The organism is Streptomyces sp. NPDC020898 (assembly GCF_044333925.1).
Lineage (GTDB): Bacteria > Actinomycetota > Actinomycetes > Streptomycetales > Streptomycetaceae > Streptomyces.
In genome coordinates, this window is the sequence record NZ_JBIRRV010000014.1 from 168,832 (window position 1) to 193,795 (window position 24,964).

Consider the following 24,964-nt stretch of genomic DNA (forward strand, 5'->3'; position numbering starts at 1 on the left):
GCGCCTGGACGACCCCGACCACCATTGGCCGTAACCACCCAGAGCGGCCGACGAATCCAGCCGCCTTGATCCCGGTCCTCACCGAGTACCCGTAGCCGCGGGGCGCACCCCGAGGCCGTGGAAGCGGCTCACGCCGGTCACCCCGCGCGGGCTCTGATCCGACAGTACGGGCATCCCTTCGGCCACGACCGGCCCGTACTCGGCGTGCCCCAGGCCATCTCTGACCTGCCCCTTGACCAACGTCCGCTACCCGTCGGCGACCTGGTCCTGTAGCAGGTGCCCCGGGTGGGCCGCAGCCCTTCCGCGATACCGTCCGCGCCACCAGCCGGCGTTCTACTGTGGCGAACGCTGACCCTGCTCCCGTTGGCCACCGGCCCTCCCAAGAGGGGCACCGCTTTCAGGAAAGAAGCAGAGTCGCCATGAATTTGCCCGGTCCGTTCAGCGCTACCGCCTGCGTCCAGCATGTCCGACCGTACGGAGCCTGCACCCTGGTGGTGCTGGGCGGAGAGATCGACCTGTACACCGGCCCCGCCATCACCCACCGCCTCGACGCCCTGACCTCCACCCGGGACATCGAGCTGCTGGTCGACCTGCGTCCCGTGGAATTCATGGACGTGGCCGGCGTCCGCGTCCTCACCCGCGCCCGCACACGCAGCCGGAGCGGACGCCTGCAACTGATCTGCACCCGCCCCGCCCTCCTCCACCTGCTCCACCACCCCGTACTGCGCCTGGACTTCACCATCCTCAGCACCCTGCCCACGCCCCACGGCCTGCTCGTCCTCCCACACGAAGCGCATGCGCCCCGTGCACCGGCCCGGCGAGCCAGGGGCACGGGTCCGAGCGCCTGGCTCTGACGGGCGCCCCCGCCCGCCGATCGGCAGACCCTCACCCAAAGGGCAGGGTAGGTACCTGTGCCTCGAGCTGCCGCCCGGTCATCTCCACTGGGCAGGGCCCCTGAAGTCGCAAGCTGTCCACAACCGCTGGGCAGGACTACGCTGTTGGGTGAGGCCCCAATCCCCGGCAGTGATGTCGTTACTCCGCCCCGGGAGGCCCACCGTGATCGCCGTGTGGCCGCAGCGGTGCTGGTGTTCGCCGCCACCCGCTCCAGGCGTGATCGTGGCAGCGGCTGGGATTACCCCAACGATGGGGCACGCCGTGACCGGCAGGACTGCTGGGAACGCCTCTGTAACCGTCCGCACCAGGCGCGCTGGATGCGCGTGGATGCGCGAGGACCGACAGGACCGCATCTGACCCGAAGAGCAGCGCTGACACCCAGAGGTTCCGGGGACAGCTTCGGCACGACCGGACGCACCCAGCACGTCGAGAGGTACCGCCATGTCACACACCACCGTGCTCCCAGAGGGATATTGGGACCTGAAGGCCGAAGCCACCTGGAGCAACACACCGCCCGGACAGAAGGTTGCCGCGCTGCGCGCCGAGAACGACCAGCTACGGCGGGCGCTGGCCGGCCGCGCGGTCATCGACCAGGCCCGCGGAATCGTGATGGTCCTGACTCCCTGCCACCGTGGGCCGGCCAAGCACCTGCTGCTGGACGTCTCCCGCCGGTGCAACGTCACACTCCAGGTGACGGCCGCAGCCGTGGTCGCCGCCTGGGAAGGCAAGCCCCTCCCGCGACAGATGCAACAGGCAATGCTGCGCGCACTACAGCACCTTCACGCCGACAACCGGTCACACCCCTCAGGACGGTCAAACAAACCGACGGCCAAAACGCGAAGGCCGTGAGGTACGCAGGCGGCAGACGGCGGCACCGCCGAGTCCTGCTCGCGGGCTGAGGAAGTGCGCGTCGTGCCCTGGTCGCCACGACGAGGGACGAGGCGCTCCCGGAACAACTACGGCGGGAGCTGCGCCGGGCGTTGCGAGGCGCCTTCATGCGGCAGATCGGCGGTGACGGAGTGCGCGCCTGCAGGTACCGCGACTCCCCTCATCCCCGCAGAAGTTCCCCGAGCTCCGGGTCGGCGGCCTGCGGTCGCTGATGTGCCGGAGGACGACTGCGCGAGCGTCTTCCGGGCGCATGTCGCAGTCCCGTAAGGCGGTTGACCTTCGATCTGTCCGGCGTCACCTCCTGCGACACCCAGGGCCTCGGGCCGCTCGTCGCCACGGCACGCAGGGTCCACCTCTCCGCCGGCGACCTGCGCCTTGCCGCCCCGAGCCGTCGTCGAGGCTCTCAGCGACAGCGGGCCGATCCGGCGCCTCCGGGTCCTGCCCGATGCCGGCGCGGCCGTCGGAACCACGGCTGTCGAGGCTCTGCTACGTCGACTCGGCCCGGCCGGGTGAACTCCGCGGTACGTCGGTCCGGTCGGCCCGGGTGATGCCGGTGGCGGCCAGAATCCGCTCGCCCGAGACGGCGTTGTCGTCCTGTACCGCCATGGCCATCGCGGCGCGTGCCGACGAGGGGGCCGTCTCCGGAGGGATCACCAGGAACAGGAAATGGTCCTGGTCGCCCCGGGTGACGATCATCGTGCTGTCCCCGACGGCGGACCAGTCGATGCGGACTGGATGCCCCTCGACGACCAGACGGCCCGGTGCGCTGTCCCACGCGCTCGCGTCGAGGCCGACGCGGGCGATGGGGCCCAGCCGCGCAGTCAACGCGATGAGCAGTCCGGAGAGCTGGCTCTCAGGGTCGCGTGTCCTCGGCCACCACGCGCCGTCGAACGTCCCCGTGCGCTGGGGCGTCGTCTCCATCCGCAGGACCGCGGTGCCGGGGAGCACCGGCTCACTGCTGGTGTCTGCCAGAAGCCTGACGGGGTGGGTGGCGGGGAGCATGGCGACTCACTTCCCTCCTGTACGGGTCCGGCGCCGGGGCCGGAGCCTCCCGCGTCCCCCGTCACGGTGGTCGCGGCGATCGCCGGTGCCGCTCGTTCCGGCACGACCGCGAGCCTTCTGCGGGTCCGAGGGCGCCGGACCCCGGACAGCCGACCGGGAGCGGCCGTAGGGGAAAGCGGTGATGCGCTCGTCGTGCTGGTTGTTGAGCAGATGGATCAGGAGCACGCCCACAGCGACCATCGCCAGGAGCACGACCACGGTCACGAAGGTCTCCATGGCCCTCACACCCCCCGCGCCGGATCCGGCATGGCAGGAGCGGCTGCCGGGACGACGATTACCGGAGCGGTGACGGCCGGGATCCGTGGACGTGCGGTCGAAGCGCGGGCCTCGTGGCCTCCTTCGGCGTCCCAGACGGCTTGCACGGCCCGGTCGCTCTCCGACACGGTGCGCAGGTGCGCCGCCTCCGCCATCAGACGGCCGGTGGTGGAGGTGCGCAGTGGGTCGCTCGCGGGGGCCATCAGCCAGGCGGCCGAGACGGGAGTCGTCTGCGGATCGAGTACGGCAGTCAACGGGGGAAGTTCCGCCCCCGAAGAGAAGGGCCGGTGTCCGAGTGGCGGCGTGTACGAAACGGTCGCAGTCATGATGCGAACCCTGCTCCGGACCGGCCGGAACCGGCCCGGCGTCATCAATCGCCGAAAACGACACAGGCATAGAGGCCGGTGCGCGAAATACCCTCGGTAACACCAGGGTACTCCTCCGGCCGACCTACCGGACTCTGCCCAGCAATCGCGGTAACCCGGGACCGGTCACCTGAGTCGACCGGTCCGAGACGGCGAGCCGTTGCACGGACGCGATGCGTGCGAGTGCGGGAAGTGGACGGACCGCCGCCGAGCACTCGGATACCGATCGGCTGCCGCGGTCGACCGTCTGTGACAGTGGGTGACGCGCATACCCGGCGCCCGGGCGACGTCGGACACCCTCCTCTCAGGACACCGCCGACCGCTTCCCCGGCGGGGGCAGCTTCTGGAGCAGGTCCCAGAGCGGCCGTGAGCCTCCCGCCCACTTGCCCAGCGTTCCCCGGTCGACCAGATGCAGTTTCTGGGACTTCGCGAGCGGTGCACACCCCGCGGTGAAGCGTCCGTTCGTCACCAGAACCACCACGTCCCCGCCGTGCAGCTGCCGACCGGTGCCGTTGAGCACATGCAGATCCGGGGTGCCGACCGGTGATCCCGAAGCCCCCTCCTGCCGGTGCTTGCACTGGATCACCCAGCGTCTGCCGAGCGGATCGGTCGCTGTGACGTCCGCGCCGTTGTCCCCGGCCCCGCCCACCTGTACGGCATCGGCGCAGCCGTCACGGCGCATCAGGTCCCGTACCGCGAACTCGAAGTCCTCATGGTGGAGCCCGTCGAGCTGCAGAAGCCGGTACCGCAGCCCCCGCACGTGCACCCGCTCCCAGCGAGCACTCACCGCCCACTGCGTGAGCCAGAGACCGCCGGCCCCACCCACGACGGCGGCGAGCACGGCGAACAGCCACCAGTTGCCCAGCAGCCACTGACCCACGGCGACGCAGAGCCCGACACCCGCGGCAGCCGCTACGGCGAGCACCGACGGCCGGGGCCCTTGGGGCTTCGTCAGGGTCGGGGCACGCTTCGGAGACCTACGAGTCCGCCGCACCGGCGGCCGGCGGCTCACCACTGCCCCCCGCCGACAGCGCCCCGACCGCAGACGCGCAGAACCGGAGTCGTACGCCCGCCATCCACGGCAGAAGGGACCCGCCCGCTGCTGAAGCCTCGGATCACCAGGCCCGCCAACGACAGGATCGCCGGTTCGTGCCACGCTCCCGGAGCACGGTGACCGGCCCCCCGGACTTGTGTTCCGTCGTTCCTCACGTACGGATCGGTCCAAGGCACCGTGTCCTCCTCGGCGCTCCTGCGCGGCCGCCCCGACCGGGCAACAGGCATCGGTGCGAACATTCTTGACACTAGGTCAGATTTCGTCGCCCGCTGAGACCGGACGCCGTTTTCGGCCGCGTCGAACACGCGCACCCCGCCCGTCGCGTACCCCCAGGGCACACGTGTTCCCATCGGTGGCCCTGGCAGTGAGGAGCGAAGTGCGAGCGGGACCCAGGCGGTGATCGGATGACGTTCTGCCCCGGCTCTCGTCGGACGTCAGTCTCCGCGAGATGCTGTTGATGCAGGTGCGCTGATCGGGAGCGGCCGGAAACCCCGCCCGCAAGGAGCCACCCGAAGTCGGCCGAGAAGCGCGCGTGAGAGGGCGTTCCGGGCGCACCGACGATGCCCGGCGCCGGCCGGAGCTGTCACTCGTCTCCGGTGCGATGCCACGGCCGGAACCGTCGCAGTACGCGCCTCACCGTGCGCGCCGCGGTCCGCCCGGAACCCCTTCCCGGCGACGTGGACCGGCCGGAGGGCAGAGTCGCGATGCGATCGCTGTGGCTCGCGGTGAACAGCTGAATCGCGAGTGCGCCCAGAGCGATCATCGCCAGGAGCACGATGACGGTCGCGAAGGTCTCCATGCCTGTCACCTTCCTTTTCCTTCCGCCGGAATCGGCACGTGGCCGAGGCCGACCGTCGCGGGGCTGCGAGAGGCCGTAGGACGGGCGTCCTGCCCGCCTTCGGAATCCCAGAGCCGCTCCCGGGCCGAGTCCCAGTCGGCCTCGGCCGCGGTCCGGAAGAACTCCGCCTCCTGGATCAGGCCGCCCGCGGTGAGACTCCACGAGGGATCCGTGGCTGTGGTCATCAGCCGGGCGGCCGTGACGGCACTGGTCCCGGGCGGGATCACCAGAAGGTCCCAGCGGCCGACGGTGCAGGAGCACAGAAGCAACGTGTGCGGGTCCTGCTCGGCCCTGAACCAGCCGACCTTCACCACATGCCCGTGGACGGGGACCCCACGGGGGACGACCGGCCAGAACGTGGGGTTCACGGTGACATGCGTGATCCGCCCCCACAGCGGGTCGAGGACCGCGACGAGCGCCGGAAGTTCAGCCGCCAGATCGCGGGAGCGTGGCCACCACGCGCCGTCGATCAAGGCAGGGGCACTGCCGGTCGGCGCCAGCCGGAGCCGCAGAAGCGGCGAAGCGGAAGAGGGGATCCGGTCTTCGACCGCAGGCTTGTGGAACATGGTTGCGGTCATGACGCCGCCCCTGCCCCGGGCCGACCTGCACCGGCCCGGCGTTGTGGCTCGCCGAGAGCGACACGAGCGGGGAAAGCCCACGTACGAAGTGTTCTCGGTAATTCCAGAGTACTCCCGGCCAGGGCTGGGCCTCAGCGGAGAGGACGCCGCCGGGTGCGAACGGCGAACGGCGAAAAGCTAGTTCGCCCGCCGGTGAGCGACGGCACGGTCCAAGGGTGGTGTCCGAGTCGTGTGGTACGTCATGCCGTAGTACTGGAAGAGCGCTTCCTCCCGCCCGGCGAGAGTCGGCGGCCCGGTCCGTCGCCTGCTCCGGCGGCAGCTCCACGCGCTCCTCCACACCTGCGCACCAGCCGTTTCCGGCCGGTGCGGACGGCTATTCGGGCCGGTGGGTACGGGCGTTGTGAGCGAGGCCGTCCGGATGATCCGCCGTGCGTTCCCCGAGGGGAAGAACCATGAGCCGCAGGGCTGTCGGTTCGGGCGGGCGCCGGATCCGCCCCGCGTCCTGCCAGCCCCACGCCTCCAGGGCGGCACCCACCGGACGGTCGGAGTGCTCCACCAGGGTGACGCCGAGCGAGGCGTGGTGGTCGGTGAGCAGGCGCTCCTGGAGCCGGCGGGCCAGTCCCTGGGCGTGCCTGTGCGGATGGACGACCGTTTCGAGGATCGCGAACACATGCCCGGACGCGGTCAGTTGTTCCAGGTTCTGTGGCAGTGGGCCTTCGAACCCGTGCCACCAGGAGCCGTCGCGCGGCACGGGGATTCCGATGACACAGCCGGTCAGGGCCTGCGCCTCGGCGACCAGCATGTCGAAGCCCGGCAGTTTCACCTCGTCCGCCAGACGGTGCAGGAACTTCTGCCGGTCGTGGAACTCCTCACCCGCCTCGGCGGCGGAGGACTCCACGTACAGATCCGCCAGGTCCTCCCGCAGGCCCTCGGCCTGCCAGCGGTTCAGTCGGCGCAGCCGCACCATGTCCAGATCGAGACGCTCTGAGCCTTCGGGTTCGGATGGTTGCAGCGGGGTGCGCATGGGGCGCCTCGGTTCAGGAGACCGGCAGATGTGCGGGAGTGCCATCGTGGCCGATGGGCAGTGCGGCGCCGGGGTCCGGGACGTCTGTACGCCAGCATAGCCCCGGATCGGAGCCCCGCCGGGGCCTGTTGGGGGTACGGGGACACCGGGGTGCCGATGGGCGAACGGTGAACGCGTCGGCCGGAACCATCCGCGGACAGCTGCGGTCGGACGGCGGAAACCCTGTTTGAACGCGGGCTGTTGGGGAAGCGGTCCGGTGTGCTTCAGACCAGAGGCACGCCCGTGCGAGCAGCGTTCGCTGCTCTCCTGCGTGCCGCGGTCTGCCGGCTCCCACGGTGAGCGACGCCACCGACCAGGGAGAGACGTGCCCATGCCGGACGTACGCACGCACAGCCCACGAAGCACCCGCCCCCGCGACTACGGCGACACGCCGGACACCGCCGCGGCGTTCCGCCGTATCGCGGCCCTGCCGGACGGCCCGGAGAGGTCCGCGCTGCGGCAGGAGGTGGCGTGCGCCTGGATGCCGATGGCCGTACGGCTCGCCCGGCGTTTCCGCCATCGCGGTGAGACCTTCGAGGACCTCAAGCAGGTCGCCCAACTGGGCCTGGTCAAAGCGGTGTCCCGCTTCGACCCGAGTCTCGGCACCGCCTTCCCGAGCTTTGCCATACCGACGATCCTCGGCGAGGTGAAACGGCACTTCCGTGACGACCTCTGGGGCGTGCACGTGCCACGGCGCGTACAGGAGTTACGCAGCCTCGTTCGCTCCGCCGGCCACGGGCTCGGCTCTTCGCCGGGCGGCCGCGAACCCTCCGTCCCCGAGATCGCCGCGTACACCGGCCTGACCGAGGCGGAGGTACGGCTGGGCCAGGGTGCGCCGGCCAGCTTCACCGCCCTGTCCATGGACGCCGTGCCCGGCCGCTCCGTGCACAGCCACCCGCTGACCGACCCCCTCGGCGCCATGGAACCCGGCTTCGACCAGGTGGTCAACCGCGAGTCCCTGCGCCCTCTGCTGCGGGCACTGCCCGAACGTGAACGCCAGATCCTGTACATGAGGTTCTTCTGCGAGATGACGCAGGACCGCATCGGCCTGCAGCTCGGTGTCTCCCAGACGCACGTCTCCCGGCTGATCACCCGCACCTGTGCACGCCTGCGCCGCCAGGTGATGGCCGACGCCCACGGCACGTCCCGCCGATGACGCGGGACGGACCACCTCTACGTCAGGCCCGTTCCGCTCCTCCCGCATCTGCTCTACGCTGCACGCGGGGATGACGGCACCGCGACCGTGTCAGGTGCCGGTGAGTGTCCCCAACTCAGGCTCCCAGCCCCCGAGTCGAGACCGAGGTCTGGCCGGAGCCGCATCGCCGCAGTGAGCGGCTCCAGCCTCCGTCCTCCGGGCATTTCCAGACGGGGCGTTCTCACCGGTCCCGCCGCCGCGGAGGACAGCGCGCGAGGAAACGGTGGAGGGGGGCCTCCCGTCCTCGCGCCACGTACGGACGCCGCCGCAGTGCGGCGGCGTCCGTACGGACCGTGAATCGCGGCGCGGGGGCGGTGGTCGGTGGCGCGGAGTGGGTCAGGACCCCAGTCCGGGGAGCGGTTCGGAGTCGTCGATGAAGGCGCGGGCCACATCGGACAGCCGCCGGTTGTGGGAACGGGCGTAGCCGCGCAGGGCGGTGAAGGCCTGTTCCATGTCGACGCCCTGGCGTTCGGCGAGTTTGCCTTTGGCCTGTTCGATCAGTACGCGGCTGTTCAGTGCGGTCTGCAGCTGTTCGTTGAGGATCGTGCCGCGTCGAGCGGAGCGTTGTTGGAGAAGGCTGATGGTGGCGACGTCGGCCAGGGCCTGGGCGACGAGTGTGTCTGCCGGGTCGAAGGGGCCGGGGGAAGCGTGGAAGAGGTTCAGGGCGCCGACGACCTCGTCCCGCAGGCGCATGGGCAGCGCCTGAACGGCTGTGAAACCACTGCGCTGGACCGCTACCGAGAAGCGGGGCCAGCGCACGGTCTCCGCGCTCAGGTCGGGGACGATCACGGGTGTGCCGGTGCGACAGCACTCCAGGCAGGGGCCCTCGTCGTTCTGGAGCTGGAAGAGCTCCAGCAGGCGTACCTGCTCGTCGGAGGCGGCCATGACGCGCAGTCGGCCGTCGCGGTCGGCGAGCAGCACCCCGGCGGCGCTCGCGCCGAGCATGCCGACGCAGCGGTCGGTGAGCAGGCGCAGGAAGTCGATCAGGTCGAAGTCGGCCACCAGGTTGTCGGCCAGTTCGACGAAGGTCTTGGCCAGTAACTGCTGATTCATCGTGGGCACCCTCGCTTGAGATTGGTCCGGCCGGGAGGCGGCGGGAAGCACAGCACGTTCATCCGATGGCACCGGTGCGTCAGGTTTCCTCGTCGGTCGGTCCGGGTTCCGCGTCCGGCGAGAAGCGGAGCCGGTGGGCCACCACGTCGGCGGCCACGTCGGTGAGCCGGCGTCCCCTCGTGTAGGCATGGGCGCGCAGCCGTACGAGGGCCTCGTCGATGCCGACACCGAGCTGGACGGTGAGGATGCCGGTGGCCTGGTCGATCTCCGCCCGGTATCCGCCCAGGTCCTCGAAGCCTCGGTCTTCCCGTGCTCCGTCGACCGGCGCGTTCGTGTCGTCGATCCGCGCGTCGAGCAGGAGCAGCGTCGCGAGGTCGGCGAACGCCAGCGCGTCGGCCAGTTCCCCGGCGTCCAGCACGGTCGGCACGTCGGCGTACAGGTCCAGAACTCCGGGGCTGATCGCCCCGATCTGCAGGGGGAGCGCGAAGACGGCACGTGCCCCGGCGTCCAGGGCCGCATCCGCGAACACGACCCAGCGGTCGTGTATCCCACTGGCCAGCAGATCGGGGATCAGGACGGCCGAGCCGTGCCGGAAGGCATCCACGCAGGGTCCCTCGCCAAGGGTGAGCTGCAGCTCCTCCAGCTGTTCGCTGATGCTGTCGGTGCTGCACAGCGGATGACTGGCCTCGGTGCGGGACATCGCCGACAGCCCGGCCCCGCCGACCGGGAGCGCGGCCACGGCCGCGGTGCACACGTCCACCACACCGACCCGGGCACCGCGCAGGGCCGCCTGTTCGGCGACCAGCATCTGGATCCGGGCCGACCGGCTGTCGGACCTCATGCCGGCCACCGTGTCCAGGCATCGTGCGCAGGTCCCGCCGGCCTCGTCGCGGTTCGTACGCAGAGAGGAAGGGCCGACACCCGGAGCAGTTGTCCGGCCGCGGGCGAAATCCGGAAGCCGATCACTGCCACCGACGCCTGCTGGTCGGCCGGCAGCCGCTCCTGCGATCGGCGGGCCACCTGCGCATCCTGTGGGTGCGGGCGGACCGGGATATCGGTGATCGCGAAGTCACCGCCGGACGCGGTGAGTTGCTCGACGGCGCGCGGCAGTGCCCCGTCGAACCCGAGCCACCAGAAGCCGTCGCCGCGCACCGGGAAGCCGGAAGCGCATCCCACGAGGCCGCCCGTCTCAGCGATCACCATGGTGGACGACTCGCTGCCACCGGGCCTTCGCGGCTGTCCCCGCCCCGGCCTGGCCGTCACTGCGCATCACGCGAGAGCACAGAGGCAAGCGGAACAGTCTGGTTCCGCGGGGTTTGGGCGGTCGGGGCCGGGACACCCCCGAGAGGAGGTGACACATATCCGGACGCGACGTCGAGGAGCAGGAACCCGGAGCCGGTGAGGTCGAGTATCAGGCTCAGTGTCGGTGGCGGGTGGTGCAGTCGCAGGGTTCCGCCGGCCTCGGTGGTCCTCTGCGCGGCGTGGAGGAAGGCGTTGAGGCCGCTGCAGTCGCAGAAGGTGACAGGGGTGAGGTCGATGTCGATGGTGTGGATGCCGTCGCTCAGGCACCGCGCCAGTGCCGTGCGTACCAGAGAGGTCGATTCCAGGTCGATCTCACCGGCCAGGGTGATCAGTGCCCGTTTCCTTCGGTCATGGCGGTAGACGGTGAGCTGCGGTTGGGGCATGACGCCTCGGTTCAACAGACCATCCGGCAGCGGACGCGGTGACGCCGGGAACTCCGGCGCCCATGGCGTGCTGTCGGCAGGGGCGTATGTTCGGCGGAGGTGGAGCAACGGGCGGCCCGGCAGCCTGTGCGACAGGACAGTGGACCCACCCAGTTCCCTCTGGAGATGCGCCGAGTGACGGACGAAGAGCCCGCTCCCCTCAGCCATCTGCATCGAGCAACGACAAACCGCCGGGGTCTGGGACGTCCGTCCCACAGCATAGTCCTCAACCCGGTCCGACGGACGCTCCGAAGCCGTCCGCTTCTCGTACCCGGGCGACGCCTGGGCATGCTGTCGCGCGGGTATGTCCGGTGTCCTGCGCGGTACTTGGGCGGCCGGCGCGAACACGGTGACCGACGGCAGCCCGGTACGACGGTCCGCCGTCCGTGCACCATCTGAGGGGTGGTTCCGCCCGGCGGAGCCGAACAGTTCAACTCCGCAGGCCGCGCGGCCCGGACCCTACCGGCACGTGGTGGCTGTGCGGCAAAAACGTCACGCGTCGACGTTGATCGGCAAGGACCGCGAAAATCCTCAAAGGACCTGTATCCGGCGTCCGGTGACCCGCTCCGGGGTGATGCGCACCCACAGTTCGCGGTCACCGCCCGCCCACGGCGCGGAGCGGGCCGCGCCGGCGAGGTGCCGGGTGGCGGCAGGGTCGGTGACCCATTCGGCACGGCCGACGACGAGGACGCTCCAGCCCTCGCTCAGCGCCTCGTCGATGTGGTCCACCTCGAAGGCGGCCTCGGCTCCGGCGGCCAGGGCCGGTGTGGCGCCGTGCGCGGTACTGAAGGCGACCGCGCCGTCCACGACCGTGTAGTTGACCGGCACGATGGCCGGGCCGTCGGGCGTGGACACCGAGACGCGTCCGACGCCGTGTGTGGACAGCCGGGCCCAGCACTCCCCGGGATCCAGCTCCGTCAGCTCGGGATGGTAGGCCGCCTGCCCGATGCCGGGCGGCAAGTCCGCATCGCTGCCGCGCAGTTGGGCCACGGTGGTATCCAGCGCGCCGGCCAGCCTCATCAGCAGGCCCGTGTCCGGGGACGCGGTCGGCCGCTCCTCCACGTACCGCAGGTAATCCGGAGCCGTGCCCGCCCGCTCGGCCACCTGCTCCCTGGTGAGCCCCAGTTCCTCGCGCCGAGCTGCCACCCGACGTCCGATGTCTCCGGCGTTCCTCGTCGGTTCCGACACGGCCGATCACTTCCCTTCGCCTTGTCACTCGTCAGTCATGAGACGGGGACTCCGGTCACGGGCCCGGCCCTGTCCGGGCGCCCGACGGCCCGGGTGGACCGGCTCTCCGCACGGGCGGTGCCGAATCCGGTCAGCCCCGCGGCGAGAGCCGCTGCCAGACCGGGCCAGGACGGCGGCGAGGTCTCCAGGACGGCCCGCAGGAACGGCACGTACAGTGCCGCGGCTCCCAGCCCCACCGCGGCCAGCACCGCCCACGGCAGGAAGGGGTTCTCACGGGTGAGCAACCGCTCCCGCAGCCCCAGTACAACGCCGAGCTGGGCGGCCAGCAACGCGAGGAACAGCGTGGTCTGCCAGGGCTGCCCGGTGTGCCTGGCCCACAGCCCCGCGGCGAGGCTCGCGGCGGTGACCACCGTGCCGAGGCGCAGTATCCGCTGCCACAGCCCGCCGCCGAGCACATGCTGCCCGGGCGGGCGCGGCGGACGGCGCATGGCGTGCCGGGAAACCGGCTCGGCTCCCATGGCGACGCCCGTCAGACCGTGGGTGAGGAGGTTGATCCACAGGATCTGGCCGGCCCGCAGGGGCAGCGCGAGGCCGAACAGCGGGCCGAGCAGCATGACGAGGATCTCCGCGACGCCACCGGCCAGGGCGTAGAGCAGGAAGCGGCGGATGTTGTCGTAGACTCGGCGGCCCTCCTCCACCGCCGTGACCACGGTGGACAGTTCGTCGTCGGCGAGCACCAGGTCGGCGGCCTGCCGGGCGACTTCGGTTCCGCGGCGGCCCATGGCCACGCCGATGTCGGCCTGCCGCAGCGCCGGGCCGTCGTTGACGCCGTCGCCGGTCATGGCGGTGACGGCACCGCCGGCGCGCCAGGCCTGCACGATGTCCAGCTTCTGCTGGGGAGTGGTGCGGGCGAACACCCGGACCCGGGTGAGGTCCGGGACCTCCCCGGCGGCCAGCTGCCGGCCGGTGACCACCTCGTCGGAGACGCCGCTACCGGGGCCGAGGATGCCGACCCTGGTCGCGATGGCACGGGCGGTGGCCGGATGATCGCCGGTGATCAGTACCGGGGTGATGCCGGCCAGCCGGCAGGCCGTGACGGTCGCCTCGGCCGCCTCCTTGGGCGGGTCGCTGATGGCCACCAGGCCGAGCAGCCGCAGCCCGGTCTCGGCGTCCTCGTACCGGGCCGGGAGGTCCGCGCGCAGGGCCGATGCCACCGCCAGGACGCGGAAGCCCTCGGCAGCGAGCGCGGCGGCCTCCTTGCGGGCGCGTTCCAGCAGGTCGGGGCTCTCGTCCAGGGTCGCGCTGTCGAGCACCGCCTCCGGCGCGCCCTTGAGCCAGACCTCCACCTGGCCGGAGGGGGCGCGGTGCAGCGTGGTCATGCGCTTGCGGAGACTGTCGAACGGCACCTCGCCGACACGCGGGTGCGCGGGCAGCAGTTCGTCGCGGTCGCGGCCGGCCTTGACCGCGGCGGCGAGCAGCGCGGCCTCGGTGGGATCCCCGAGCGCGGTCCAGGCGTCAGTACCGTCAGCGCCCTTCGTACCACCGTTCCCGGGTGGCCGCAGCGAGGCGTCGTTGCACAGGGCCGCCGCCGTGAGCAGGTCCTGTACGGCTCGCAGCGCGGCGGGGTCGGGGGACTCGCCCGCGACCAGGACCTCACCGGCGGGCCCGTAGCCGGAACCGGTGAGCGTGGCCGTGCCCCGGGTGGTCCAGACCCGTTCCACGACCATCCGGCCCTCCGTGAGGGTGCCGGTCTTGTCGGTGGCCAGCATGGTGACCGAGCCGAGGGTCTCCACTGCGGACAGACGCCGTACCAGCGCGTGGCGGGCGGCCATCCGCCGGGCACCGAGCGCCAGGCCGAGGGTGACGACAGCGGGCAGCGACTCCGGTACGGCGGCCACGGCGAGGCTGATCGCGATGACCGCCATGGCCTGCGGCGACTGGCCGCGGGCCAGGCCGAGAACGAAGACGATCAGGCACAGGCCCACCGCCACCAGGGCCAGTACCCGGCCGAGGCCGGCCAGCCGGCGTTGCAGCGGGGTGGGCTCGGGGTGGGGGTGCAGCAGCGCGGCGATGCGGCCGAGAGCACTGTGCGGCCCGGTCGCGGTGACGGTCGCGACGGCCCGGCCCCGTACCACGACGGTGCCCGCCTGGAGCCGTGCGGCGTCCGGGTCGTCGGCCCGCGCGTCCTTGTCCACCGGCACCGACTCCCCGGTCAGCGCCGACTCGTCGACCAGCAGCGCGGACGACTCGGCCAGCGAGGCGTCGGCGGGGACGATGTCACCCTCGCCGAGCACCAGCGCGTCGCCCGGTACGACGGCCGCGGACGCCACCTCGCGCTCGGTGCCGCCGCGCAGCACCCGGGCTGTCGGGGCGGTCATGGCGGACAGCGCGGCGACGGCGTTGTCCGCGCGTACCTCCTGGGCCACCCCCACGGCGGTGTTCGCCACGATCACCAGGGCGATGACCACCGCGTCCGCGTGGTCCCCGGTCGCCACGGTGAGCGCCACCGCCGCCAGCAGGATCAGGATCATCGGATCGCGCAGTTGCGCGCCGACCCGTGAGCGCAGCGGTATCCGGCGCCCTGCGCCCAGCTCGTTGGGACCGCATTCCGCCAGCCGCCGGGCGGCCTGTTCCTCGGTGAGACCCACCGGGTGCGCGATGCAGGGTGCAGGCGCAGGCTGAGGTGTCATGGGTTGTCTCCGGGTTCGATGCGGTGGCCGCCGGCCGTGCGCGGTCTCGGGGACGTGCACCAGCATTCGCGGGGTAGCTGCTGTGCCGGTCCTGGCACGCGTCACCACTGTTGTCAGCCGTCACGGCGGTGGAACCGTTGGCCCTTCCTGCCCGGGGCCCGGGACATTGTCAGGCGTGCTTCCGCTCCACCGGGGAACCGGTGAGGGCCCACGCCCGCCACCACCTCACCTTCGTGCCCATGGCCGACCCCGCTTTCCGAACACGGCGGTACGCGTGACCCCGCAGCGACGGTCGCACACACACCGCACACCGGAGCAGAGCCCATCGGCCCGTACAAGGGGGCCGATGGGCCCCGTTCGGCTGTCGCCTGAGCCCGGCGAGTGCCGCTCCGACCGACGAACGTCCGCACTGCGGGCCCAGTTCGAACAGTCCGTCACGAGTTGGGGCGATCCACGCGACGTCCACAAGCGCAGCCGCCGGTTTGTACCCCGGTCGGCTCGGGAGTTGAGGACCAACGGCCCCTGCCGTGGGAGCCGGCCCCTGGCGATCCTTGCGGGGACGCCGTGGTCGGGCCACCACGCCACGAAACACGGGACGCGACCGTCCGACGGCACTTTTGAGGAGCCGAGAAGACCATGCCTACGATGCCCCGCCCTGCGAAGCCGGAGATCCCAACAGACAAGTCTTCAACAGACAAGTCGCCGACGGGCAACCGGGCGGGCAACTCTCAGGAAGCCATCGACTCGCCCCGGTCCCCCGGCCCCGCCACGAACGCCCAGGCCCAGGCGCCGCCGTCGGCCGGCCGGCGGTGGCTGATGCTGGCGCTTGCCACGGTCGGGTTCGCGGTGAACTTCTGGGCCTGGGCGCTGCTGAGCCCGCTCGGCCCGCGGTTCAAGGACAGCCTGCAACTGAGCGCGTTCCAGCAGGCGTTACTGGTCGCCGTGCCAGTGGTGGTGGGCTCGTTGGGCCGCATACCGGTGGGTGCGCTGACGGACCGGTTCGGCGGCCGGGTGATGTTCCCGCTGGTCTCCGCGGCCACCATCGTCCCCGTCCTGTACCTGGGGCTGGCCGGACACTCCTCTCTGAACCAACTGCTGGTGGGCGGGTTCTTTCTCGGTATCGGCGGCACCGCGTTCGCCGTGGGGGTGCCCTTCGTCAGCGCCTGGTTCCCGCCCGAGCGCCGAGGGCTCGCGATCGGTGTCTTCGGCGCCGGGATGGGCGGTACCGCCATCAGCGCCCTGACCACGGTGAACCTGGTGAAGACGCACAGTCTGGCCACCCCGTTCGTGGTGACCGCGATCGTGCTGGCCGGCTATGCGGCGCTGGCCGCGTTCCTGCTGCGCGACGCTCCGGGCAGGGCCGTGCCGGCCGGGACCATGACAGGCCGGCTCGCCGCCACCGTAAGGCTCGGTGTCACCTGGCAGGCATCGGCGCTGTATGCGGTCGCGTTCGGCGGCTATGTCGCCTTCTCCGTCTATCTGCCCACCTACCTCAAGTCCGGTTACGGCCTGGCGCAGGCCGACGCGGCCAACCGGATGGCCGGGTTCGTGCTGCTGGCGGTGGTGATGCGGCCGGTCGGCGGCTGGCTGTCCGACCGGCTGCGTCCCACCCGTGTGCTGGCCGTGGCGCTCGCCGTGGTCATGGTGAGTGCGGCCGTACAGTCCTTCGCCCCGGCGCTGGCCCCGCTGGGCACCATCGCGTTCCTGGCGATCGCCGCCGCGCTCGGTGCGGGCAGCGGTGCCACCTTCGCTCTCGTCGCCCTGCTCGCCCCGGCCGGCAAGGTCGGCGCCGTCACCGGCGTCGTCGGCGCGGCCGGCGGGCTGGGCGGCTTCGTCCCACCGCTGCTGATGGGTTCCCTCTACGGCGCCTACGGCAACTACGCGCTCGGGCTGGCCCTGCTCGCCCTGATCGCCGCCACCGCCCTGGCATTCACCGCCACCACCGTCCGCAAGGCCGTCACCCGCGGCGCCCATCGCACCCCGACGGCCATCGCCCCGGCCTGAGACGAGTCACCATGTGTGAGTACTGCGGCTGCCAGGCATTACCCCAGATCGCCGAACTGACCCGTGAACACGACCTGGTCGTCAATCTCATCGGGGACGTCCGTACCGCGCACCGCGACGCGGACGTCCCCCGGATGGCGTGGATCGCGCGCCGCGTCTCCGCCGTTCTCGTGCCGCACACGGCGGTGGAGGAGCAGGGTCTCTTCCCGCCGCTGGCGGAGGAGTTTCCCGATGGCATGGCGGCACTCCGGGCCGAACACCGGCACGTCGAGGCCGTCCTCGACGAGGCCGCGGCGGGCGTCCCGGCCGACCCCGTCTGGCCCCGGCGGCTCCTGGACGCCCTGGATCTGCTGCGCGACCACATCCTCAAGGAACAGGACGGCGTGTTCCCCGCCGCTCTGGCCGGGCTGAGCACCGAGGACTGGGAGGCCATGGACGCGGTCCGCTCCCGCGTCGGAACGATGAGCACGGATTTCGCCACAACGGGGTTCGCCACGACGGAGTTCGCCACGGAAGCCGGTGTCGATATCGATCAGCACACCGGATCACAGCAGGACGGGCCGCTGACGCCCGGGAAGGCGGCATCGTGAGCCCACGAACCCCACGAACCGACCCGCAGGCACGCAAACCGGCCGGCCTGGACGGTGAGTTGACGGACGCGCTGGTGGGGACCCGCCGGTTCTTCACCCGGGCCGAGGTCTCCGCCGACCACCGCACCCTGTACAAGATCGGTGGCCGCAAGGCCGACGACTTCTACCGGGACCGCTGGAGCCACGACAAGGTGGTGCGCTCCACCCACGGGGTGAACTGCACCGGCTCGTGTTCGTGGAAGGTGTACGTCAAGGACGGGATCATCACCTGGGAGTCCCAGCAGACCGACTACCCCACGGTCGGCCCGGACAGCCCCGAGTACGAGCCGCGCGGCTGCCCACGCGGCGCCGCGTTCTCCTGGTACACCTACTCGCCCACCCGCGTCCGCTACCCCTATGTGCGCGGAGTGCTCCTGGAGATGTACCGGGAGGCCAGGGCCCGGCTCGGTGACCCGGTGCTGGCGTGGGCGGACGTCGTCTCCGACCCGGAGCGCTCCCGGCGCTACAAGTCCGCGCGCGGCAAGGGCGGCCTGGTACGGGCGAGTTGGGACGAGGCGAGCGAGATGATCGCCGCTGCCCATGTACACACCATCAAGGAGTACGGTCCCGACCGGCTGGCCGGGTTCTCGCCGATACCGGCGATGTCGATGGTCTCCCACGCCGCGGGGGCCCGCTTCTACTCGCTGCTCGGCGGGGTGATGCTGTCGTTCTACGACTGGTACGCCGACCTGCCGGTCGCCTCGCCCCAGGTCTTCGGGGACCAGACCGACGTACCGGAGTCCGGGGACTGGTGGGACGCCGGCTATCTGATCATGTGGGGCTCGAACCTGCCGGTGACCCGTACACCGGACGCGCACTGGATGGCGGAGGCCCGCTACCGGGGCCAGAAGGTGATCGCGGTCGCTCCGGACTACGCCGACAACGTCAAGTTCGCCGACGAGTGGCTGCCCGCCGCGCCCGGCACCGACGGGGCGCTGGCCATGTCGATGGGACACGTGATCCTCAAGGAGTTCTTCGTCGACCGCCAGGTCGGCTACTTCACCGACTACGTCAAGCGGTACACCGACCTGCCCTTCCTCGTCACCCTCGAACAGCGCGGCACCGGACCGGACTTGACGTACGCACCAGGGAAGTTCCTCACCGCCGCCGACCTGGGCGGCACGGCGGCCGAGGCGGAGAACGCGGAGTTCAGGACCGTCCTCCTCGACGCCGCCACCGGCGAGCCCGTCGTCCCGAACGGTTCGCTCGGCCACCGCTACGGCGAGTCCGGCGCCGGGAAGTGGAACCTCGACCTCGGCGACACCGACCCGCTGCTGACAGCGGCGGCCGACGGTGAGAGCCAGGATGCCGTGACGGTGGAGCTGACCCGGTTCGACACCCCGGACGGGACCGCCGGACAGCTGCGGCGCGGTGTCCCCGTACGCCGGGTCGCCGGGCAGTTGGTGACCACGGTGTTCGACCTGCTGCTCGCCCAGTACGGCGTGGCCCGCGACGGACTGCCGGGGATCTGGCCGACCGGCTACGACGACCCAGACCAGCCCTACACCCCGGCCTGGCAGGCGGCCATCACCGGGGTGGCCGGTGAGACGGCGGCCCGCATCGCGCGCGAGTTCGCCACCAACGCGGAGGAGTCCAGGGGCCGTTCAATGATCATCATGGGGGCGGGGACCAACCACTGGTTCCACTCCGACACCATCTACCGCTCCTTCCTCACCCTGACGACGCTGACCGGCTGCCAGGGTGTCAACGGCGGCGGCTGGGCCCACTATGTGGGGCAGGAGAAGGTCCGCCCGATCACCGGGTACTCGGCGATCGCGACGGCCGCCGACTGGCACCGGCCCGCCCGGCAGATGATCCAGACCGCTTATTGGTACCTGCACACCGACCAGTTCCGCTACGACCCCTTCAGCGCCGACACCCTCGCCGCCGCGGGCGCGGGCGGCACGTTCGCGGGGAAGAGCACCGCGGATGTCATCGCAGCCTCGGCCCGGATGGGCTGGATGCCGTCCTACCCGACCTTCGACCGCAACCCGCTCACCCTCGCTACGGACGCCGAAGCCGCCGGGCAGCAGGTATCGGAGTACGTAGTCGACCAACTCAAGTCCGGGCGGCTGAAGTTCGCGGGCGAGGACCCGGACGCACCGGAGAACTTCCCCCGGGTGCTGACCATCTGGCGGGCGAACCTGCTCGGCTCCTCCGCGAAGGGCAACGAGTACTTCCTCAAGCACCTGCTCGGCACCGACTCCGCCGTACGCGCCACCGAGGCGCCGCCCGACGCCCGCCCGCGCGATGTGGTGTGGCGGGACGAGGCACCGGTGGGCAAGCTCGACCTGCTGCTCACCCTGGACTTCCGGATGACCAGCACCACCGTCTACTCCGACATCGTGCTGCCGGCGGCGACCTGGTACGAGAAGCACGACCTCAACACCACGGACATGCACCCGTTCGTGAACTCCTTCAACCCGGCCATCCCGCCGCCGTGGCAGACCCGCACCGACTGGGACGCCTTCAACACGATCGCGGCGGCGTTCAGCCGTCTCACCGAAGGGCGGCTCGGCACCGAAAAGGACGTGGTGGCAGCGCCGTTGCTGCACGACACCCCCGACGCGATGGCCACCCCGCACGGCCGTGTCCGGGACTGGAAGGCCGGCGAGTGCGAGCCGATACCCGGCCGGACCATGCCCAAGCTGGTGGTGATCGAGCGCGACTACCCGGCCGTCGCCGACCGGATGACCGCCCTCGGCCCGCTCCTGGACACCCTGGGCGCCACCGCCAAGGGCGTCACCTTCGACGTACGGCAGGAGCTGGAGTACCTGCGCCACAAGAACGGCACCGTACGCGGCGGTCCGGCCGACGGCCGCCCGTCGATCGCCAGGGACGTACACGTCTGCGAAGCGATCCTGGCCCTCTCCGGAACCACCAACGGGCACCTGGCCACCCAGGGCTTCCGCACCCTGGAGGCCCGTACCGGCGTCAAGCTGGCCGACCTGGCCGCGGAGGCCGAGGGCAAGCGGGTCACGTTCGCCGACACCCAGGCGGGGCCCGTCCCGGTCATCACGTCGCCGGAGTGGTCGGGGACGGAGTCCGGTGGGCGCCGCTACTCGCCGTTCACCATCAACGTCGAACGGCTCAAGCCCTGGCACACCCTGACGGGTCGTCAGCACTTCTTCATCGACCACGACTGGATCGCCGAACTCGGCGAGTGGATGCCCGTCTACCGGCCGCCGCTCAACATGCACGCCCTCTTCGACGAGCCCGAGGTGGGTGATCAGGGCGAACTCGGCATCACCGTGCGGTACTTGACCCCGCACAACAAGTGGTCCATCCACTCCGAGTACCAGGACAACCTGTTCATGCTCTCGCTCTCCCGGGGCGGCCCGACCGTCTGGATGAGCAAGGAGGACGCGGCGAAGATCGGCGTGCACGACAACGACTGGATCGAGGCGGTCAACCGCAACGGCGTCGTCGCCGCCCGCGCGGTCGTCTCCCACCGCATGCCGGAAGGCACCGTCTACATGCACCACGCCCAGGACCGGCTCATCGACGTCCCCCGCACCGAGACCAACGGGCGGCGCGGCGGCGTCCACAACTCGCTGACCCGCCTGCTGGTCAAACCCAGCCATCTCATCGGCGGCTACGCCCAGTTGACGTACGCCTTCAACTACCTAGGCCCGACCGGCAACCAGCGCGACGAGGTCACCGTCATCCGCCGCCGCACCGACCAGGAGGTGACGTACTGATGGCCCCGATCGCCGCGACGCCCCCGACCGCAGCGCCCGGTCGCCGGGTCATGGCCCAGATGGCGATGGTGATGAACCTCGACAAGTGCATCGGCTGCCACACCTGCTCGGTCACCTGCAAACAGGCGTGGACCAACCGTCCCGGCGTCGAGTACGTGTGGTTCAACAACGTCGAGACCCGCCCCGGCCAGGGGTATCCGCGCCGCTACGAGGACCAGGAGAAGTGGCGCGGCGGCTGGGACCTCAACAAGCGCGGCAACCTGAAACTGAAGGGCGGCGGCCGGTTCAAGAAGCTCATCAACATCTTCTCCAACCCCACGCTGCCCTCGCTCGACGACTACTACCAGCCCTGGACGTACGACTACGAGACGCTGACCAACGCGCCGCTCCAGGAACACACCCCGGTCGCCCGCCCCAAGTCCCTGATCACCGGCAAGGACATGAAGATCACCTGGTCGGCCAACTGGGACGACAACCTCGGTGGCTCGGCCGACCACGGCGACAAGGACGTCCTCCTCGCGGGCATCGCCGAGAAGGTCAAGTTCGAGTTCGAGCAGACCTTCATGTTCTATCTGCCGCGGATCTGCGAGCACTGCCTCAACCCGTCCTGTGTCGCCTCCTGCCCCTCCGGCGCGATCTACAAGCGCTCCGAGGACGGCATCGTCCTGGTCGACCAGGACCGCTGCCGGGGCTGGCGGATGTGCGTGTCCGGCTGTCCGTACAAGAAGATCTACTTCAACCACCGCACCGGCAAGGCCGAGAAGTGCACCTTCTGCTTCCCGCGCATCGAGGTCGGCCAGCCCACCGTCTGCGCCGAGACCTGCGTCGGCCGGCTCCGCTACATCGGCCTGGTCCTCTACGACCCCGACCAGGTCCTCGAAGCCGCCTCCACCCCCGACGACACCGACCTGTACGAGGCGCAACGGAAGGTCTTCCTCGACCCTGAGGACCTGCAGGTGGCCGCCGACGCGGAGCGGTCCGGCATCCCACGGGACTGGATCGAGGCCGCCCGGCGCTCCCCGGTGCACGCCCTGATCAACACGTACAAGGTCGCCCTGCCGCTGCACCCGGAGTACCGCACGCTGCCCATGGTCTGGTACATCCCGCCGCTGTCCCCGGTCGTGGACGTGGTCCGCGACACCGGCTACGACGCCGAGGACCGCGGCAACCTGTTCGCCGCGATCGACGCCCTGCGCATCCCCGTGGACTACCTCGCCCAGCTGTTCACCGCCGGCGACCCGGCCCCCGTCGACGCCGTGCTGCGACGACTGGCCGCCATGCGCAGCTATATGCGCGACATCAACCTCGGCCGCGAACCCGACGCGAGCATCCCCGCCGCGGTGGGGATGACCGAGGAGCAGATGTACGACATGTTCCGCCTCCTGGCGCTGGCCAAGTACGAGGACAGGTACGTCATCCCGCCCGCGCACGCCGAACAGGCCCACAGCCTGGAGGAGTTGGCCACCGAGTGCAGCCTCGACTTCGAGGACGGCCCCGGCATGGGCGGCTCCGGTCCGGGCAGTTCAGGGCCTTTCGGCGAGGCGTCCGGCGACGCTCCGGCCCCGATCGCCGTGGAGAACTTCCACCTGCAGCGCGACCGCCAGAGAGCCGACGCCATGGACACCCCGGCCGATTCCCCAGCCGCCCCCGGCGACAAGTCCACCCGGCTCAACCTCCTCAACTGGGACGGCAACGGCCGCCCCCAGGGCCTGTTCCCCCACTCCCCCGGAGCCGACGAGAGCGAGCCGCGCCCATGACCCGCGAAGGCACCGCCCGCCACCCCGCCGCCTGGCAGGTCCAGTCCCTGCTCCTCGGCTATCCCGACGAACGGCTCTTCGAACAGGTGCCGCTCGTACGAGCGGTGACCGAGACCCTGCCCGACCGGGTCGCCGCGCCGCTGCGCCGATTCCTCGGGCACCTCGACCGCACGCCCGCCACCGCCCTGGCGGCGGACTACGTCACCACCTTCGACCACCGCAAACGCAACTGCCTCTTCCTGACGTACTACGCCCACGGCGACACCCGCAATCGCGGCGCCGCACTCCTGCGCCTCAAGCAGACCTACGCCGCGGCCGGACTGCGGCTGACCGACGACGAACTGCCCGACCACCTCTGCGTCGTCCTGGAATTCGCCGCCACCGGCGACCCCGAAGCAGGCCGGCGCCTCCTCACCGAGCACCGGGCCGGCCTGGAACTGCTGCGCCTGGCACTGCGCGACGCACGATCCGCCTGGGCCGACGTCCTGGACTCCGTATCGGCGACCCTGCCCCCGCTGGCCGGCGACGAACGCGAAGCCGTCGCCAAGCTCGCCGCCCAGGGACCGCCCGAGGAACAGGTGGGCCTCGCGCCGTTCGCACCACCGGCCAGTAGAGAGTTCGGGAGCATGCCCGCCCCGGTCGGGGGAGGCCGGTCATGACCCCGGACGCGGACGCGCTCGACGTCGTGCTGTGGGTCGTCCTGCCGTACATCGCGCTGACCCTGTTCATCGCCGGCCATGTCTGGCGCTACCGCTACGACAAGTTCGGTTGGACCACCCGGTCCAGCCAGCTGTACGAGAGCCGGCTGCTGCGCATCGGCAGCCCGCTGTTCCACTTCGGAGTCCTGGCGGTGGTGCTCGGCCACATCGGCGGACTGGTGATCCCGAAGGGCTGGACCGAAGCCATCGGCGTCAGCGAGCACGCCTACCACCTCATGGCCACCGGTCTGGGGACCATCGCCGGTGCCGCCACCCTGGCCGGGCTCGCCATCCTCGTCTACCGCCGACGTACGGTCGGGTCGGTGTTCAGCGCCACCACCCGCAACGACAAGCTCATGTACGTCATGCTCACCCTGACCCTGGCGTTGGGGCTGTCCGCCACCGTGGTCAGCAACATCATCGGCGGAGGCTACGACTACCGCACCACCATCTCGCCCTGGTTCCGGTCGGTCTTCTACCTGCACCCCGACCCCGCGCTGATGGCCGGTGCGCCACTGCTGTTCCGCCTGCACGCGCTCAGCGCCCTGCTGCTGTTCGGCGTCTGGCCGTTCACCCGGCTGGTGCACATGCTCACCGCACCGCTCGGCTACCTCACCCGCCCCTACATCGTCTATCGCAGCCGGGACGCGCAGTTGGGCTCCCGCACACCCCGGCGCGGATGGGAACGCACCTGATGAACACCCACCACAACGGTCCTGCCCGGCCTCCCGAGGCACACCTGTCCGCCGGTGAGGTCACCAACCTGCCGGCCATGGGTGAGGAGTTGCTCGCCGATGCCAGGTCAGCGAACTCCGGAAGCTCCGGGCGAACGGCACGAACCGTCGTCACCCTCCCGGGACTCCGCGTCACCCTGATCGCGCTCGCGACCGGTTCCGAACTCGCCGAACACGAGGCGCCGGGCGCCGCCACCCTCACCTGTCTGACCGGCCGGGTGACACTCCGCGCCGCCGACCTCACATGGCCCCTCGGCCAGGGCGACATCGTCGCCATCCCCGACCGACGGCACAGCCTGACCGCCGAGACGGACGCGGCGGTACTCCTCACCGTCCGGCTGGCATGAACACCGGCGGAGAAGATCTCGTGCGCCTCGCGCCATCCTCTCCGCGTGCCTTGAAGTGGGGTAAAGCACAGGCCGCGCGCATCCCGTTCCCGCACCTGTCTGATCCGCCGGGCACCAGCCGCCGTGACGTGACGAACACCGGGTCCGGGACGAGCCGATGGGCCGACTGCGGCACAGGGGGCTCCGCCAGCCTCCGTACCCGCCGTCTCAACCCACGGGCCACTCGGCGCACTTCCGGACCGACCAC

General features: G+C 70.9%; 24 protein-coding genes. 11 read left to right on the plus strand and 13 right to left on the minus strand.

What is annotated here, in order from left to right; all coding sequences use genetic code 11:
• The first annotated feature begins 419 nt into the window (after window positions 1-419).
• The 3 genes from ACH4TV_RS35190 to ACH4TV_RS35200 all read left to right on the plus strand — a co-directional run bounded on the left by ACH4TV_RS35190 (window position 420) and on the right by ACH4TV_RS35200 (window position 2,330).
• Window positions 420-854 (plus strand): STAS domain-containing protein, encoded by a 435-nt coding sequence (locus ACH4TV_RS35190; RefSeq protein ID WP_398405319.1) that lies wholly within the window; start codon window positions 420-422, stop codon window positions 852-854.
• Window positions 855-1,335: 481 nt separating this feature from the next.
• Entirely contained in the window at window positions 1,336-1,743 is a 408-nt protein-coding gene (locus tag ACH4TV_RS35195; RefSeq protein ID WP_398405320.1) for an ANTAR domain-containing protein, read from the plus strand.
• Window positions 1,744-2,009: 266 nt separating this feature from the next.
• The gene (locus tag ACH4TV_RS35200) at window positions 2,010-2,330 is read left to right on the plus strand and encodes an STAS domain-containing protein (protein WP_398405426.1); all 321 of its coding nucleotides are present in this window, start codon (window positions 2,010-2,012) and stop codon (window positions 2,328-2,330) included.
• Here the strand turns inward: ACH4TV_RS35200 and ACH4TV_RS35205 are convergent.
• From ACH4TV_RS35205 to ACH4TV_RS35235, 7 genes are all read right to left on the minus strand, one after another.
• Window positions 2,269-2,784 (minus strand): DUF5994 family protein, encoded by a 516-nt coding sequence (locus tag ACH4TV_RS35205; protein WP_398405321.1) that lies wholly within the window; start codon window positions 2,782-2,784, stop codon window positions 2,269-2,271. The genes ACH4TV_RS35200 and ACH4TV_RS35205 overlap by 62 nt on opposite strands.
• Window positions 2,785-2,790: 6 nt before the next feature.
• Window positions 2,791-3,060 carry a hypothetical protein gene (locus ACH4TV_RS35210; RefSeq protein ID WP_398405322.1) on the minus strand — a complete coding sequence of 90 codons (270 nt, stop codon included), beginning with the start codon at window positions 3,058-3,060 and terminating at the stop codon, window positions 2,791-2,793.
• Window positions 3,061-3,065: 5 nt separating this feature from the next.
• Window positions 3,066-3,425, minus strand: coding sequence for a hypothetical protein (locus tag ACH4TV_RS35215; RefSeq protein ID WP_398405323.1), 360 nt, complete (start codon window positions 3,423-3,425; stop codon window positions 3,066-3,068).
• Window positions 3,426-3,768: 343 nt separating this feature from the next.
• Window positions 3,769-4,476 carry a restriction endonuclease gene (locus tag ACH4TV_RS35220; RefSeq protein WP_398405324.1) on the minus strand — a complete coding sequence of 236 codons (708 nt, stop codon included), beginning with the start codon at window positions 4,474-4,476 and terminating at the stop codon, window positions 3,769-3,771.
• A gap of 625 nt (window positions 4,477-5,101) precedes the next feature.
• Window positions 5,102-5,317 (minus strand): hypothetical protein, encoded by a 216-nt coding sequence (locus ACH4TV_RS35225; RefSeq protein ID WP_398405325.1) that lies wholly within the window; start codon window positions 5,315-5,317, stop codon window positions 5,102-5,104.
• Window positions 5,318-5,322: 5 nt separating this feature from the next.
• Window positions 5,323-5,934 (minus strand): DUF5994 family protein, encoded by a 612-nt coding sequence (locus tag ACH4TV_RS35230; protein WP_398405326.1) that lies wholly within the window; start codon window positions 5,932-5,934, stop codon window positions 5,323-5,325.
• 373 nt (window positions 5,935-6,307) lie between these two features.
• Window positions 6,308-6,958, minus strand: a complete 651-nt coding sequence (locus ACH4TV_RS35235; RefSeq protein WP_398405327.1) for a hypothetical protein — start codon at window positions 6,956-6,958, stop codon at window positions 6,308-6,310.
• A 370-nt stretch (window positions 6,959-7,328) separates the two neighbouring features.
• On the opposite strand from ACH4TV_RS35235, the gene ACH4TV_RS35240 reads away from it, so the two are divergent.
• Window positions 7,329-8,153 (plus strand): SigB/SigF/SigG family RNA polymerase sigma factor, encoded by an 825-nt coding sequence (locus tag ACH4TV_RS35240; protein WP_398405328.1) that lies wholly within the window; start codon window positions 7,329-7,331, stop codon window positions 8,151-8,153.
• A gap of 375 nt (window positions 8,154-8,528) precedes the next feature.
• On the opposite strand, the gene ACH4TV_RS35245 is transcribed toward ACH4TV_RS35240, so the two are convergent.
• The 6 genes from ACH4TV_RS35245 to ACH4TV_RS35270 all read right to left on the minus strand — a co-directional run bounded on the left by ACH4TV_RS35245 (window position 8,529) and on the right by ACH4TV_RS35270 (window position 14,847).
• A complete protein-coding gene (locus ACH4TV_RS35245; protein WP_398405329.1) occupies window positions 8,529-9,245 on the minus strand; it encodes a GAF and ANTAR domain-containing protein in 717 nt (238 codons plus the stop codon).
• Window positions 9,246-9,324: 79 nt separating this feature from the next.
• Window positions 9,325-10,086 (minus strand): ANTAR domain-containing protein, encoded by a 762-nt coding sequence (locus ACH4TV_RS35250; RefSeq protein WP_398405330.1) that lies wholly within the window; start codon window positions 10,084-10,086, stop codon window positions 9,325-9,327.
• Window positions 10,083-10,448, minus strand: a complete 366-nt coding sequence (locus ACH4TV_RS35255) for a hypothetical protein (protein ID WP_398405331.1) — start codon at window positions 10,446-10,448, stop codon at window positions 10,083-10,085. The genes ACH4TV_RS35250 and ACH4TV_RS35255 overlap by 4 nt, the downstream gene beginning before the upstream one ends.
• Before the next feature lie 56 nt (window positions 10,449-10,504).
• On the minus strand, window positions 10,505-10,930 hold the full coding sequence (locus ACH4TV_RS35260) for an STAS domain-containing protein (RefSeq protein ID WP_398405332.1): 426 nt from the start codon (window positions 10,928-10,930) through the stop codon (window positions 10,505-10,507).
• 570 nt (window positions 10,931-11,500) lie between these two features.
• Window positions 11,501-12,157, minus strand: coding sequence for a helix-turn-helix domain-containing protein (locus tag ACH4TV_RS35265; protein ID WP_398405333.1), 657 nt, complete (start codon window positions 12,155-12,157; stop codon window positions 11,501-11,503).
• A 35-nt stretch (window positions 12,158-12,192) separates the two neighbouring features.
• Entirely contained in the window at window positions 12,193-14,847 is a 2,655-nt protein-coding gene (locus ACH4TV_RS35270; RefSeq protein ID WP_398405334.1) for a cation-translocating P-type ATPase, read from the minus strand.
• An 816-nt stretch (window positions 14,848-15,663) separates the two neighbouring features.
• Between ACH4TV_RS35270 and ACH4TV_RS35275 the strand changes: the two genes are divergently transcribed.
• From ACH4TV_RS35275 to ACH4TV_RS35305, 7 genes are read left to right on the plus strand one after another with little or no spacing between them, the layout of a single operon-like run.
• A complete protein-coding gene (locus ACH4TV_RS35275) occupies window positions 15,664-16,851 on the plus strand; it encodes an MFS transporter (protein WP_398405427.1) in 1,188 nt (395 codons plus the stop codon).
• A gap of 11 nt (window positions 16,852-16,862) precedes the next feature.
• A complete protein-coding gene (locus ACH4TV_RS35280; protein ID WP_398405335.1) occupies window positions 16,863-17,441 on the plus strand; it encodes a hemerythrin domain-containing protein in 579 nt (192 codons plus the stop codon).
• Window positions 17,435-21,181, plus strand: coding sequence for a nitrate reductase subunit alpha (locus tag ACH4TV_RS35285; protein WP_398405428.1), 3,747 nt, complete (start codon window positions 17,435-17,437; stop codon window positions 21,179-21,181). The genes ACH4TV_RS35280 and ACH4TV_RS35285 overlap by 7 nt, the downstream gene beginning before the upstream one ends.
• The gene (gene narH, locus ACH4TV_RS35290; protein ID WP_398405336.1) at window positions 21,181-22,938 is read left to right on the plus strand and encodes a nitrate reductase subunit beta; all 1,758 of its coding nucleotides are present in this window, start codon (window positions 21,181-21,183) and stop codon (window positions 22,936-22,938) included. The genes ACH4TV_RS35285 and narH overlap by 1 nt, the downstream gene beginning before the upstream one ends.
• The gene (gene narJ / locus ACH4TV_RS35295) at window positions 22,935-23,597 is read left to right on the plus strand and encodes a nitrate reductase molybdenum cofactor assembly chaperone (protein WP_398405337.1); all 663 of its coding nucleotides are present in this window, start codon (window positions 22,935-22,937) and stop codon (window positions 23,595-23,597) included. Before narH ends, narJ begins: the two co-directional genes overlap by 4 nt.
• Window positions 23,594-24,331, plus strand: coding sequence for a respiratory nitrate reductase subunit gamma (narI, locus tag ACH4TV_RS35300; RefSeq protein ID WP_398405338.1), 738 nt, complete (start codon window positions 23,594-23,596; stop codon window positions 24,329-24,331). The genes narJ and narI overlap by 4 nt, the downstream gene beginning before the upstream one ends.
• Window positions 24,331-24,717, plus strand: a complete 387-nt coding sequence (locus ACH4TV_RS35305; RefSeq protein ID WP_398405339.1) for a cupin domain-containing protein — start codon at window positions 24,331-24,333, stop codon at window positions 24,715-24,717. The genes narI and ACH4TV_RS35305 overlap by 1 nt, the downstream gene beginning before the upstream one ends.
• The last annotated feature ends 247 nt before the right edge of the window (window positions 24,718-24,964 follow it).